The organism is Saccharibacillus sp. JS10 (assembly GCF_024436065.1).
Classification (GTDB): domain Bacteria; phylum Bacillota; class Bacilli; order Paenibacillales; family Paenibacillaceae; genus Saccharibacillus.
In genome coordinates, this window is the sequence record NZ_JANFNS010000008.1 from 34219 (window position 1) to 48429 (window position 14211).

General features: G+C 46.2%; 9 protein-coding genes. 1 reads left to right on the forward strand and 8 read right to left on the reverse strand.

Annotated elements, in window-relative coordinates; all coding sequences use genetic code 11:
• Positions 1–11: 11 nt before the first annotated feature.
• From NOM90_RS18065 to gspE, 5 genes are all read right to left on the reverse strand, one after another.
• Entirely contained in the window at positions 12–767 is a 756-nt protein-coding gene (locus NOM90_RS18065; protein ID WP_255944002.1) for a prepilin peptidase, read from the reverse strand.
• A gap of 160 nt (positions 768–927) precedes the next feature.
• Positions 928–1446, reverse strand: a complete 519-nt coding sequence (locus NOM90_RS18070; protein ID WP_255944003.1) for a prepilin-type N-terminal cleavage/methylation domain-containing protein — start codon at positions 1444–1446, stop codon at positions 928–930.
• A gap of 130 nt (positions 1447–1576) precedes the next feature.
• On the reverse strand, positions 1577–2788 hold the full coding sequence (locus tag NOM90_RS18075) for a type II secretion system F family protein (RefSeq protein WP_255944004.1): 1212 nt from the start codon (positions 2786–2788) through the stop codon (positions 1577–1579).
• Entirely contained in the window at positions 2788–3837 is a 1050-nt protein-coding gene (locus tag NOM90_RS18080) for a type IV pilus twitching motility protein PilT (RefSeq protein WP_255944005.1), read from the reverse strand. The genes NOM90_RS18075 and NOM90_RS18080 overlap by 1 nt, the downstream gene beginning before the upstream one ends.
• Positions 3838–3875: 38 nt before the next feature.
• On the reverse strand, positions 3876–5540 hold the full coding sequence (gspE, locus tag NOM90_RS18085; protein WP_255944006.1) for a type II secretion system ATPase GspE: 1665 nt from the start codon (positions 5538–5540) through the stop codon (positions 3876–3878).
• A 430-nt stretch (positions 5541–5970) separates the two neighbouring features.
• Here gspE and NOM90_RS18090 point away from each other — a divergent pair, with 430 nt between their 5' ends.
• A complete protein-coding gene (locus tag NOM90_RS18090; protein ID WP_255944008.1) occupies positions 5971–10854 on the forward strand; it encodes a choice-of-anchor A family protein in 4884 nt (1627 codons plus the stop codon).
• A gap of 82 nt (positions 10855–10936) precedes the next feature.
• On the opposite strand, the gene NOM90_RS18095 is transcribed toward NOM90_RS18090, so the two are convergent.
• Genes NOM90_RS18095 through NOM90_RS18105 form a run of 3 tightly spaced genes read right to left on the reverse strand, consistent with a single transcriptional unit; the run spans position 10937 to position 13960 of the window.
• A complete protein-coding gene (locus NOM90_RS18095; protein ID WP_255944010.1) occupies positions 10937–12784 on the reverse strand; it encodes a hypothetical protein in 1848 nt (615 codons plus the stop codon).
• Between the two features lie 32 nt (positions 12785–12816).
• Entirely contained in the window at positions 12817–13392 is a 576-nt protein-coding gene (locus tag NOM90_RS18100; RefSeq protein ID WP_255944011.1) for a prepilin-type N-terminal cleavage/methylation domain-containing protein, read from the reverse strand.
• Entirely contained in the window at positions 13373–13960 is a 588-nt protein-coding gene (locus NOM90_RS18105; protein ID WP_255944013.1) for a prepilin-type N-terminal cleavage/methylation domain-containing protein, read from the reverse strand. Before NOM90_RS18105 ends, NOM90_RS18100 begins: the two co-directional genes overlap by 20 nt.
• Positions 13961–14211 lie beyond the last annotated feature (251 nt).

The following is a 14211-nucleotide window of genomic DNA, read 5'->3' on the forward strand; positions in this document are numbered from 1 at the left end:
GTTATGTCCTCCTAACCGATCAGCGATAGATATCCACTAATAATTTGTGTTCCGTACAGATAAGCGATACACGATCCAAGCGCAAGCCACGGACCGAACGGAATCGGCTGCTTGCGTTGTACCACTTTCAAACCAATCAGGATCATGCCGACAATCGTACCGAATGCACAAGCTAATATAAAAGCCAGTACCGCGGGTCCGATTCCAAGCACAAGCCCGCATAGCGCAAACAATTTGACGTCTCCCATTCCCATGCCGCCTTTGGTAAGCAAGACGATCAGCAAGATCAATCCGCCTCCAAAAAGTCCGCCAAGCCCATAATGCCACCATGCCTGTTCCATAAAAACAAACCGAAGTACGATCAGGATCGGCGCGAAAAACAGCAGCACTTTGTTGGGAATAAGCATATATTTCAAATCCGCGACCGTGACGATTACGCATAAGCTGGACAAAACGATTCCAATCGCAGCGGCTCCCGTCAAGCCAAAACGGAGAAACATCCATAAGAATAAAATCCCGGTCGCCGCTTCGAAAAGAGGATAGACCGCTGAGAACTTAACGCCGCAATGACGGCATTTTCCACGCGAGAACAAATAACTGAATACCGGAACCATATCTTTTGCGCCCAGTCTCGTCTGACAGTTGCCGCAGCGAGATGGCGGGTGTACCACAGATTCGCCGACCGGAACCCGAAGACCGACGACGTTGAAAAAAGAACCGAATAGAAGACCGACGACAGTGACGTAGATCGATAGAAAGATCATCATGGGCTTAGGACACTCTTTGCAAAAGGGAGTTCCAGACTAAAAGGTTGTTCCAATCGCTGTTACCCTCCGATTTTTGGATTGTGATTGAAGTTAAGGCATAAAGAGAAACCGGAAAAACGGGTGGTTTTTCCGGTTTGTTTTTATTGAAAATATTTTCGAATTACTTGTTACCGGCTTTCGTTGGGGTAGCTTTTAACACTTCGTCAGCAGTGTAATCTCTAGTAACCTTACCATCTGAGAGAACCACGCCCTCTAAGTCGCCGCTAGTAGCTGCGAATTTAACATTACTAGCTGCAGAATCTAGAGCTTGTTTAGTACTTGGAAGAGATACAGATGTTTCAAGATATTTCGCGTCGATTAGAGTTTTTACAGTAATCGTACCTGCACCTTTGAAATCTCCGTTTTTCTCGCCAGTTACATAAAGTCGAGCTGCATCGTAAACTTGACGAGCACTAGACACATCTGCACTAACTCTAGAATTGTTGATGATGTTGCTAATCAAAGGAATTGCAATAACTGCGATAATTGCAATGATAACCAGTACTGCCAAGAGCTCAATCAGAGTAAAGCCTTTTTCGTCTTTGCCCATTTTTGCCCATACGCGTTTCATAAAGCTTTGCTTACCTGCTTCTTTAACTTCTACTTCTCCAACCATTTCTGCTACTTGTACTTGATTCATTTTTTTCACTCCCGTGTGTTTTTTCGGATGTTCACATCCGTTCTTGCCCGGGTCTTCTTAAAAGCCCCGTTTTGCGGCTTTCCACATATCTCATTTTTGAATGAGCGCTTCATGCAAAGCCGCATATGCATTATCCCGATACGCTACTATACAACGAGAACATCGGCAGCATGATCGCCGCCATAATGACACCTACAACCGCCGCCAAGAAGGTAATCAAGATTGGCTCCAGCAGCGACTTCAAACGATCGACCGTATTATCGACGTCCATCTCGTAAAAGTCTGCGACTTTGCCCAGCATATCGCCTAGCGCACCCGTTTCTTCCCCGATTGCAACCATTTGCGTCACAAGCGGCGGGAAGACCCAAGATTTTTCTAACGGCTCTGACAACGAACGACCTTGACGAAGCGAGTCTCCCGCATTTCGAATGACTTTACCGATGACTTTGTTCCCGGCTACGTCTTCGACAATGGTGAGCGATTGAAGAACGGGAACCGCACTTGCGTATAATGAAGAAAAAGTACGGGTAAACTGTGCAATCGAACTTTTTTGATTCAGCTTGCCGAACACCGGAACTTTGAGCTTCGCATAATCGATCCAATACGAACCTTGTTCGGTTCGTTTTGCCACGAAGAATCCAACGACTAAAATTAAAATGCCCAGTCCCCAGAAATACCAACCATGCTGAATGCTGTTACTGAGTGCCAGTACGACTTTTGTAATCGCCGGTAACTCTGCGTCGAACGAATCGAACATCGTAATGAACTGCGGAACGATCGCCCAGAGCAGATAGACTGTCGATACGATCGCCAACACCGCTACCGTCGCCGGATAAGTCAGTGCCGATTTTACTTTTTCCCGCGTCGAATGTTGCTTTTCGAAAAATACGGCTAGTCGATCCAGCGTACCTTCCAAATCACCCGTTTCTTCGCCCGCCCGTACCATACTCACGAACAAAGTCGGGAAGATTCGTTTGTGCTCTTGTACCGCTTGGGAAAACGGAATCCCTTTAAGCAGATTTGACGCAACTTGGATCAACGCGTTTTTGAGCGCTTTGCTTTCGGTCTGCCCTGCCAAGATCGTCGTCGCATCCACGATCGTAATCCCGGCGCGGATCAAAGTTGCAAACTGCCTACAGTAGATAATGAAGTGAATCGATTTGACCGGATTGCCGATATAGATTTCTTTCGCCAATACCGTGTTATTTTTCTCGACGAGCGAGAATACTTTCAGTCCGCGCTTGCGGAGTTCTTCCATCGCGGCGGCTTTGTCGCTGGCATTGAGTTTGCCTTTGAGCTGCTTGCCGCTACCGGTTCGCACCTGATATTCAAATTGTGCCATCAGGCGGTCACCTCCGTCATATATTCTTTGGCTGCAATCGGATCAACTTGTCCGCGTTGCAGTTGTTCGCGAATATTCATCTCAAGCGTGTGCATGCCATGCGCTTTGCCTGTCTGCATGACGCTTCGTATTTGATGAATCTTTTCCGATCTAATCAAGTTCGCTACTGCCGGCGTGTTGATCAGCACTTCGGTCACGCAGGTGCGACCTTGCCCGCCGCGATTCGGAAGCAACCGCTGCGAGATCACCGCGGTCAATACCGAAGCCAGTTGCGTGCGCACTTGCGGCTGTTGATCGCCAGGGAACGCATCGATAATCCGGTCAATCGTTTTGGGCGCGTCCGTCGTATGCAGCGTTGCCAATACCAAGTGCCCCGTCTCTGCTGCGGTAATCGCTGCCGAGATCGTCGCCAAATCCCGCATTTCCCCGACCAAGATGACATCCGGGTCTTGCCGAAGCGCGGCTCTGAGTCCGTCTGCGAAACTCGCCGTGTCCAACCCGACTTCCCGCTGATGCACCAGCGATTTGCGATGCTCGTGCATAAACTCGATCGGATCTTCCAACGTTACGATATGTTTGCTCGATTTGCTATTCACATCTTGGATCATCGCCGCAAGCGTCGACGATTTTCCGCTTCCGGTAGGGCCGGTAACCAAAATCAATCCTTGCGGTCGATGCGCCAACGTTGCAAGCGACTCCGGCAAACCAAGTTGATCCATCGTGGGAATCTTTTCAGGGATCGAACGCGCCGAAATCGCCGCATAACCTTTTTGCCGATAGACGTTAATCCGGAATCGGTCGGCTCCCGGTAGTGCATAAGCGAAGTCCAGTTCGCCTTCCGTACGGAAAGCTCTTGATCTTTCTTCGCCGAGAAGATCGTTTGCCATCTTTTCCGCTTCGACCGGAGTTACTGATTCATCGCTAAGCGGCATCAGCGAACCGTGCACTCTGACGCTCGGCGGCGCTCCGACTGCGATATGCAGATCGGATGCGCCTTTGGCGTGCATTTGCCGCAGCAACTCTTCGATTGTCCGTGTTGGTTCGTTCATCTTAAGCAGCTCCTCGCCCTGATTACATGCCCTTTGCTTTAATGGGCGACGGTTTCTTTCATGACTTCTTGCAACGTTGTAATCCCCATCGCAACTTTGCGGAAGCCGTCTTCAAGCAGCGACTTCATCCCTTCATTTTTCGAAACTTCACGCATATCTTCGATGCTTCCCGACTCATTGATAAGACGACGCATCGCGTCGGTCATCGGCAATACTTCATGGATCGCAACGCGGCCGCGATAACCTGTGCTGCTGCAATTGCCGCATCCTCTGCCCTTATACAATTTATCGGCGAAGGCTCCGTTACTTTGCATAAGAATTTTTTCCTGTTCGGAAGGTGTATACTCCGTTCGGCACTCTGGGCATATTTTCCTTACGAGACGCTGAGCGACTACACCGATCAACGATGAAGCGATTAAGTAAGGCTCAATGCCCATATCGCGAAGACGCGTCACACTGCTGACCGCATCGTTCGTATGCAGCGTGGATAAGACCAAGTGACCCGTCAGCGAAGCGCGTACCGCGATTTCTGCCGTCTCGGTATCCCGAATCTCCCCGACCATGACGATGTTCGGATCTTGCCGCAAGATCGACCGCAGGCCGGCTGCGAACGTCAGACCGACCGCCGGATTCACGTGCACCTGATTGATTCCTTCGATTTGATACTCGACTGGATCTTCGACGGTGATAATATTCGCTTCTTCGGTGTTCAAGTGATTGAGTGCCGAATATAATGTTGTTGTTTTACCGCTACCTGTAGGCCCTGTCAGAAGCATGATGCCGTAAGGACGTTCGATCATTTCTTTGAAGACTGCCGAATTGCGATCGTCGAAGCCGAGCTTATCCATAGACTGAACACCCGTCGTCAGATCGAGCAACCGGAGTACGATTTTCTCGCCATGAACGGTTGGGAGCGACGATACCCGAATATCGATCATCCGGTAATCGACCTGCATTTTGATCCGTCCGTCTTGTGGCAATCGACGTTCGGCAATATTGAGCTTCGCCATGATTTTCAGACGAGCGGTAATAAAGCCTTGCATCTGCTTCGGAATCATCCGTTCGGTTCGCAGCGAACCGTCGATACGGTACCGAATCGCCAAATTGTTTTCGCCCGGATCGACGTGAATATCGGAAGCCCGAAGCTGAGCCGCTTGTTGAATCATCTGATTCACCAGCTTTACGATCGGCGAGTCTTCATCCGTAATCTCGGTTTCTTCGATTTCTTCCGCGCTAGGCAGTTCGCCCATCATCTGGTTCATCGAATCGCGCAGACCGTAATGTCTTGCAATCGCGCGTTGCAGTTCGTCTCGCGTACAGATTGCTGGTTCAATCCGGAAGCCTGTACTCATACGCAGATCTTCGATCGCAAAATAATCGAGTGGATCTGCCATCGCGACCATCAGTTTGCCGCCTTCTTTCATAAAAGGAAGCACTTGATATCGTTTTGCCATACTTTCCGGAATGATCTGCGTAATCGCAGGGTCGATCTGATATTTGAATAGGCTGACGTGCGGAATGCCGAGTTGGAACTCCAACACTTCGATCAATTGCTGCTCCGTAATCGTGCCTTGTGCGATCAGGTGGTCGCCAAGCTTGCGCTTGGTTTCCCGTTGTTCGACAAGCGCTTGCTGCAATTGTTCTTCGGAAATAATGCCGTTCTCGACGAGCAAGTCGCCAAGTCTTTTTTTGATAATTGCCATTTCCGCTTCATCTCCGCCTTTAATTATTGAAATTTAGGATTCAAACTTTGCACGTTCCGACCGAAAAAGGAATAAGGGTGATTTAACATCTAAGTCAAATGGTTTATAAAAAGTAGACCCGCGACCTAAAGTGTCTTTGTTATATATCGTAGAATCGGGAGGGTTTTTTTAGAGGTTTTAAGAAAAAAATCGAAAAATTGTGCATATTGATGGTTTCGCACAATTTATTTTTTGCGGCTAAGCATTTAGTATTGAGAATATGCGCCTTATGACCTAAAATGATTATATACCATACGCTTTAACTTTTGACAACGTATTCGAAAAAAACCTCTCCTTATTTTCATCTTTCACAAGGTTTAACGAACATCCCACCTTTTACAAAAATAAATCAATTGTTTTCATTTTAACGGCGAGCCGAGGAGGAATCATAGTGAAAAAGAAACACATCGGTATTTGGAGTATTATTGTGGCACTTATTTTGGTAAGTGTGCCTTTCGGTGTGTGGAAAGCGATGGCAGATACCGAGCCTCCTTACCAGATCAGAATTTTAGAAATTGTCGACAACGGCAATTACGCACTCAAAACGGCTTTGGCTGGAACCAGTAATGTCGTCGTCGATACGATGCGAATGAAGACATTCGTTGCGATGCGCGACGAACTTGACGGCAAATACGATGCGATTTATTTCGGCAATGGCGCTTACAGCAAAGCATTACCGCCTACGTTCTCTACAGGACCTTCTGACGATCAGCGTAAAGCGCACGAAACAACGAATATTTTGAACGATATCACGGCACTGAAATCTGGAGAAATCGAAAGTAAGTACATCCTCAAAGGGCTTCCGGTCATCTTCAATACGGCGATTGCTCAAAAGCAAAATCCTCAAGGGAATTTGTATGCTTTATATAACAAATACTTTTCTGCTAGTCCCCGTCCAAGCAACACGTTGTTTGTAAGTGACACTCAATTAAGTACGGTAGTAACCAATATCAAAAACGGCAACGCTTTGTACAAACAACGTCCGCGCGTAGCGATTAAAACAAAGCCGCAAGACTTTTTGGGCGCTTCGCCTAGAATCTATACGACCGGCGATACGTTGACCTTTACTTTTGATGCGAACAATATTCGAGATTTTAATACTCCGGTTAACGCCAAACTCTACGCTAGCGTAGATAAAGTATTCGCTTTGTCGGATGAAAACATGGTAGCCAGTTCGACCTTATCTGCTCGTGAAGGCGTGCTGACCTACAAGCTTCCTCAGACGTTCTCCGGTCCGGTTTACTGGAAATTGGAGCTGAACGCCAATGGCTTAAGCGATTATGCGGAAGGTGCTTTCCGAGTACGCGACCAGCAGACGGTAATCCGCGTGCTTCAAGTTATGCCAGGCAATGACAACAGCAGCTTGCTAAAAGACACAAATATGACGCCTTCTTATTTAAGAACTAATGATTACAATATTCAAATCACACCGGTTCTGTTCCGAGATTTCAATACGGCAACCAATGAGAATTCGTATGCAAAATTGAACGGTAGATACGATATGATCATTTTCGGTTTCGTCGACAACTATAATTCGCAAACATCAAGTGCTTTGAGCGATGAAGCAGCGGCAGGCGTGAATGCGTTTATTCGTACCGGGCAAGCCGTTATGTTTACGCACGATACGATGATCGGCAATCAGTACAACCCGTGGATTCGCAATTTCCAAGCTACAACTGGACAAACGGGGCTGTATACCAACTTCGGTATCGGTGCGCCGAACATCTCGACTAAAACTAAAGTTGTGAATACCGGCATGTTGACGCAATTCCCATTCAATCTGTCGGCAACCCCTACGACCGGTTATGTTGGGCAAATTGCACAAACACACGATCAGTATTATATGTTGGATCTTGAAGATCCAAACGTCGTACCTTGGTACAATATCGTGAGCGAAGATGGCGACAATGCTACATTCAAACGAGATAGCGACGATAGTTATGACCATTACTACACGTACTCTAAAGGCAATGTGACGTATTCCGGTACAGGTCATACCAATACTCGTTTCCCGGAATGGGAGCAAAAGTTGTTCGTCAATACGATGTTCCGTGCTTTTATCGGTTCTAACCATGCACCTAGCGTAACGGTTATTTCACCGACAGCGACGGAAACAACCAAGCCTTCTTACTTGAAAGACCTTGTATTTAGTTATCAAGTGGACGATCTGGATTTGAAAGACCTGAACGTCTACTCGACGGTTAAATTCAAAGTAAACGGGCAGTATGTCGACAATATGACAATTGCGGAAAAAAGCGTGCCGAAAGGTTCTGTGATCACCGAGAAATTCGCAAACCCGCTTCTTCTTCGCGAAGGTACGATTCAGATCGAAATTACAGCACGTGACAAACAAGGCGCGACCGCTGTTAAAACAATCGATCTGACGGTGCAAAAAGTAGCGGCTAACTTGTTGACGGAACGTACGCTTGATACGGTTCCGGCGAACTTTGAATTTTTGACAGGAAGCACGGTTGGTATGACTTACAAAGTGACGCCGCAATCTATTCCAGCAACTGAAATTCGTTCTGGCGAAAATGGTCTGCAAACTTTGGAAATTTCGAATGTTGTCTACAATGAGACACTTCCGGCAGGTCTGGAGCTTTCCGGTACGCTTCCGGTTGGCATGACGAAAACAGGAACATTAGCGACGGGTTATACCCTAAGCAAAACGTTCGACAAGATTACGTATACGCTGAGTGGAAGTTCTTATGTACCGAATACCGGTAGTACATTCTCCTTCCATTTGGACACGGTTCCGACTAAAAAAGGAACGTATAACTTGAATCAAGCTCGATTGTCTTATGAAGACGTGCACGCAACTGACACAAATGCTGCAGCTATTCAATATTTAAAAGACTACAGCTTTATTACGCTAGGAACGACTCCGACAAAAGTTGACGGTTTCACAGCTACAGGTAGAACTGCTATGAATGGCAATGCTACGTTCTCAAGCTTCAACGCTGGAAGTGGTATTAGCGGAACAAACAACACTCCTACCGTGATTACAAAAGGCGGTTTCACCGTATCAGGCGGTTCAATCACTAATGGCACAGTGATGGTAGGCGGGATCTTTGATGCAAACGGAATTAATCTTACAACAATCCCGAATATTAGCGTAGTCGGCGATCTGAAGTTCTCTACAAACTTAAGCGCAAATGGAAACAATGTCTTCTACGGCGGAACTTATTCGGGTCCAATCACAATCATTCCTCAAAAACGAAACGCAACGACGTTGAAGCAACAAGTCGATCAAGCTTTCGATTTTGCGGCAGTTAAAACATCGATGATTAATCTGTCTAATTCTTACGCAGCAATGGCTGCAAATGGCACGAAGAATTTCCAATATGGAACGATGACGTTAACGGGTACCGACCCTAAAACGAATGTCTTTACCATTAGCGGCACTGAGACAGACAGCATGACTAGACTCGTTGTTAATGTACCTACAGGCTCGACCGCTGTCATTAATGTTACAGGTACAAGCGCTACTCTCGCTGCCAACACGATTATTAACAATGTAGAAGTCGTTCAAGGTAATGCAGAATCGGTTTTAAACAACGTACCTTTGATCTTCAACTTGAATAAGCAAACAACGTTGAACTTGAAGTACATTGGAGGTACAGTACTTGCCCCTCTTGCTGCGGTGACAGGCGCAAATAACGTACAAGGAACTTTAGTTGCCGATTCGTTAACCGCTTCAAACTTCTATATTGGTAAAAAAGGATTTGCAGGGGCTGCACCAATTCCAACACCAGGCGAAATTCGCAACCTGCAATTCCCAGATGTCTATTTCAATGCGATTGTGAAAACAAAAAGCATCAGTCTAAACGATCAAGCACTGTGGGTAGGCGATTCGACCGTATTGTCGCCAAACGTACTCATGACGGACGGTACGACCGATCTGACTCCGCTGCTGACTTGGACGAGTAGCGATCCTTCGGTAAAACTTTCGTATCCGCTCGGTACAACAGGCGGCAAGTCGGCTACGGTGAGCGTGACAGGCGTAACTGCCGGAACCGCTATTATCACAGCTACTGCTTCGGATGGTAGCGGAGTTAAAGGAACGGCTACTGTAACAGTCGAAGCTCCGGCCTTATCGATCGGCGGCAGTTCATCGATCAATGTAGGACAAACGATTCAAGATATCAAAGCGACTGTGAACGGTTCTAATTTGCGAGTCGATAACGTAACTTGGGCGGTCATCAGCGCAAATCCCACGAATGTCCAATTAAGCCCGCAAACCGACCCGACATCTCTCTTTGTGAAAGGTGTTCGAAGCGGAACGGTACTCGTCGAAGCGACTGCGAATATTACGAACACAAGAACAAACACTGTTCGAGTGTTACGCGCTACCAAAGAAATTAGTATTGTCGATACACTCACGAGTGTAGTGGTCAATGGACCCGATACCGTCAAAAAAGGCGGAACCATCGATCTGAGTACGGTCATTGCACCAGATAATGCGAATATCGGAAGCGTGGTTTGGACGATTACCGATGGAAATGGCAATGCAGTATTAAGCCCTACAGGAACGGCCCCTTCGAAAACTGCAACACTTCAGGGGGTAGCGCCGGGGCCTGTGACTGTAAGTGTAACCGTTCGAACCGCTGGCGATAACCCAATCGAACGTACCGTTACCAAAACAATCTGGGTACTCGATTTCGGAATGACTGCACCAGATACCGTCTATGTAGGGGATTCCATTAACCTGACTTCGTCTCTGCTGCCGATTAATTATCCCGGAACCAAACAACCGGTAAAATGGACGGTGACGAATGTAGATGGAACTGGAGTAGGTACAGGAAGTTATGCCGCATTAGGTACAGCTACAAACAACGGTAATACAAATACCTTAACTGGAACGACTCCGGGTCAGGTGAAAGTTGCTGCTACACTGACTACACCTGCTGGTGACTTCGTCGTCGAACGAATCGTAACAGTTAAGCCTGTAGTCACTGCATTATTGCTTCCTCCTACCGTAAAAGTTGAAAAAGGAGTTCCATTCGATCTGATTGCTGGAGCACCACTGAGAGTAAACCCGATTTCGATTCCTGTATCGGATATTCAAAGCCAACTGGTATGGACAAGCGCGACACCAGCAAACGTGGTCGTGAGTCCAAGCGGTGTTGTTAATGGACTTCAAGAAGGCAGCGAAGTTTTAGTAACGGTGACCTATAAACGAACACCGACATCACCTGCAATTTCGGCAACGACTAAAGTTATCGTGGCAAAAGCTGCTGATCCAAATGCTCCGGCAGACGGTGACCGCTACTAATCCACAAGCTTCATAAGCACGAAAAAAGCCTCTACTGCTGAATAAGCGGTAGAGGCTTTTGGTGTTAATCATCTAATGAAATTCATCTTGCAACTTGTGAATCAGAAAGCAATTCAATTTTGTCCGCTTTAACACTGACTTGATCCACTCGCGGAAGTGCCATTCCCTGACTTTCAAATACTTTGTCATTGTAATCGACAGTGAAGCGACTTGTTTTTGATAGCACTTGATCGTCAAATACAATATTTTGACGTGTTGCATCTTCAGTGGAATTTCCAACTACTGCATTGACTGTTAAGTTATCTTTGGCAAAAAATCCACCTTGTAAATCGAAGTTCGAACCTACACCGTACAATTCGGCTTTCGCATCGGTGTAGAAAAATCCGCGTAGAGTCTGTGCTACATTCGCTTTACTAAAGGCATCGACTCGGTTCAATAGAATCGGACCTTTCGAAATCAACACGATTTCTTTTTTGACTCCATCTGCTCCGTCAATTCCGATAATGGTAGCATCTTGGATCTTCGTGTTTCCTAATGTCAGCAGAGTCGAATCTACATTGATTTTACCGCCTAGATTTACAGCTCCAGTCACTAAAATGCTGCCTTGTAACGTAAGCGGCGCATTATCTAGCGTATTGTTGACGTTTAGATTGCCGTTGACGATCAGCCAAGACGAAGCATCGCGACGCGTCTGAATCAGACCTTTTAACCAATCTCCATCTACATTCAAATCGCCGTTGAATACTACTGTCCCTGTCATATTGGTGAGCGCTTGAGTTAGCTTATTCAAAGCGGTCTGATAATTAGGCAATTGAACTTGAATATAATCGGTATAAGCTTTCTCGTAAACTTTTAAAGCAGCCGTATACTGATCTTGTATCGCTTTATCACTAGATAAAGGATCAATTGGCTTAGTCGGTTCTACAGGCTTGATCGGCATTTTTAGCGCACCCGGAACAGCGTTCAAGTATGCCGCATAATCCGGAATTGCAACTGAATCGCTAATTCCCAAAGCTTGCCCGATCTTGTCGCGGAACGATTGATCGACATCGACTTTGATAAACTGCTGATTGTTGCGAATCCGTACTTGGCTAAGATCGATATCCAGTGCTTTACGCACGTTCGCGACGGTAATGTCCCCGCTTACCGGCGCACCATCTGCTCCTCGGTTAACCGGTCTTGGCGTATAGCCGTTTTCCGAAATAACGAAGTTATCGAGCGACTGTACAAAAGCTAAAGGCTTCAGAGGTTGTGAAGGTTGTATCGTATTGGCACGTTCTTTCATTCGTGGGAACAAACTTGGCTTTTGCAAATCTTGATTACGATATTTGTAATTGGCAACGTTACTAATTCGAAGGGTGTCTCCAGCGTAGATATTCCCTTTGATCGTAGGCGATCCATTAAGGATCAGATCTTTTTCAGAACCGAACGCATAGTTCAAAAATTCGGGATAAAGACTGACTTTGACGTTTTGTTTCAATGTACGTGTGACGCCGTTAATCTCACTTTGAGCAACTAACGTAACCGTATATGAAGCATTTCCTTTTAACACGTCGTTTTTAAAATCTTCCGTGCTTGTTGCAGACAACAATCGGGTCGAAGCCAACGCCAACTCTGTTTTGACTCCTGTTCCTGTTGTGGAATTACTTGCATTCAAAGCCGGAATTTGAGTCAAAACGCCTTGCAGCGTCGATCCTAAAGCATCTGTTTTCAGTTGTTTTCCATCTAACTTTTCAGCTATGAAAGCAACCGATTCATCTAACGTCTTCTGCGTCAGTTGTAGACTTTGAATATCATTTTCCCGGGTTAACGTACGTCTTGCCCCGCCTACGGCTGCGCTTAATACAGCCACGCCGAGCAACGTCAAAATCAGCATCATGAACATGACCATGACGAGCGCAGAACCTTTTTCTCCACGGAAACGTCTCATACACATCGGTTCCCCTTTCTACCTTTTTTCATTTAAAAACCGAATCGGCTTTCCAGTTGAAGCTGCGATTGTTTGGTACCGGAACCGAGTGACATGACCAAATTGATATTGATCAATCCCGTCGTATAGTAGTTAAACCCGCCAGCAGTCTGACCTTCGATCGTAATCGACGATAAATTCTGAATAATGCTACCGTTGCTAATTCGGGTCGCTTGATACGGATCAACAGGTGGGCTGGCACTATTCAAGACTGTGTTTCGCCGAATCTCTAATTGCCCGTTCGATGCGATGACAACAGCCACTTTATCGGACTCTTGTTGGTTGCCTAGCTCATCGACATGGTACATCTCAAATCCGGTTCCATTCGCAAGCGGATATACCCGATCCGGTGCAAAAGCATACAATTCCGTAATAATCGAAGACATGACGACATCGCTTTCTTCACGTAGCCGATTTTCGACCGAGACTTGATTATAACTACGAAATCCGAAAAAGATCGTCGTCGAGATCACACCTAAAATAATAGACATCAATGCGAGCACGGCAAGTAACTCGATGAGCGTCACTCCATCTTCACGTTTCAAAGCTTTAACGAATCGATTGCGCATTAACATAGCCCTCCACCGTCACCCCATTGGCTCCTGGCCCTGCCGCACCTGGTGTTACCGAAGTCACCGTCGCACTGATCGGCAGCAACAAATTCCCTCCCGTATCTATAGAACGATTCAAATCTTTCTGATATTCGATCACAACACGGTACTGAATTCCATTTACGGTCGGTTGCAATACTGCCATCATTGGCTGTAAATCTTTGTTTATAAAAATATCACGGTACTTGCACATGCCCACTTCTGAAGTACTTCCACAACTCGCAAAAGTCTCCGGAGTAATCCCAACGCGAGGTAAAGTCGCACCGTTTCCTGCTTTGACGATTGTCGCACTTCCCGAGTTGAAATAAGCTTGCAATTCCGTGAAGTTTTGCTTCTGCATATAAACAAGCGCGTTCCGCGCCAGATTCGACATAATCGTCTGATTCTGATTGCTTTTTGCGAACGTCAACGCATTGCCAAAATAAGCGGTAAACGCCAATGCGACAATCGATAAAATCAGCATAGCAGCCAGCACTTCAATCAATGTAAATCCTTCTTCTTTTCTTAACTTTCTGAATCTCTTCAACAAAAAAGCCTCCTCCTTCCGTCGCGCCTACAAAATGAATCCAAAAAACGTTCCGTCAAGGCGGCATTCGCTTATATATCGGTCTTTTTTACTTCTTTCATTATAGGTTTGCCAGAGGGCAGGAGCAATGTTTATTTAGGTCTTTCGACCCTCTGATTCTTCCTATAAAAAAGATCCCAAGAAATGGATCGAAAGTGGTATGATAAACAAGTAAAATAAAGCGTTTTCTTTAAAACTTGAGATTCTTATCT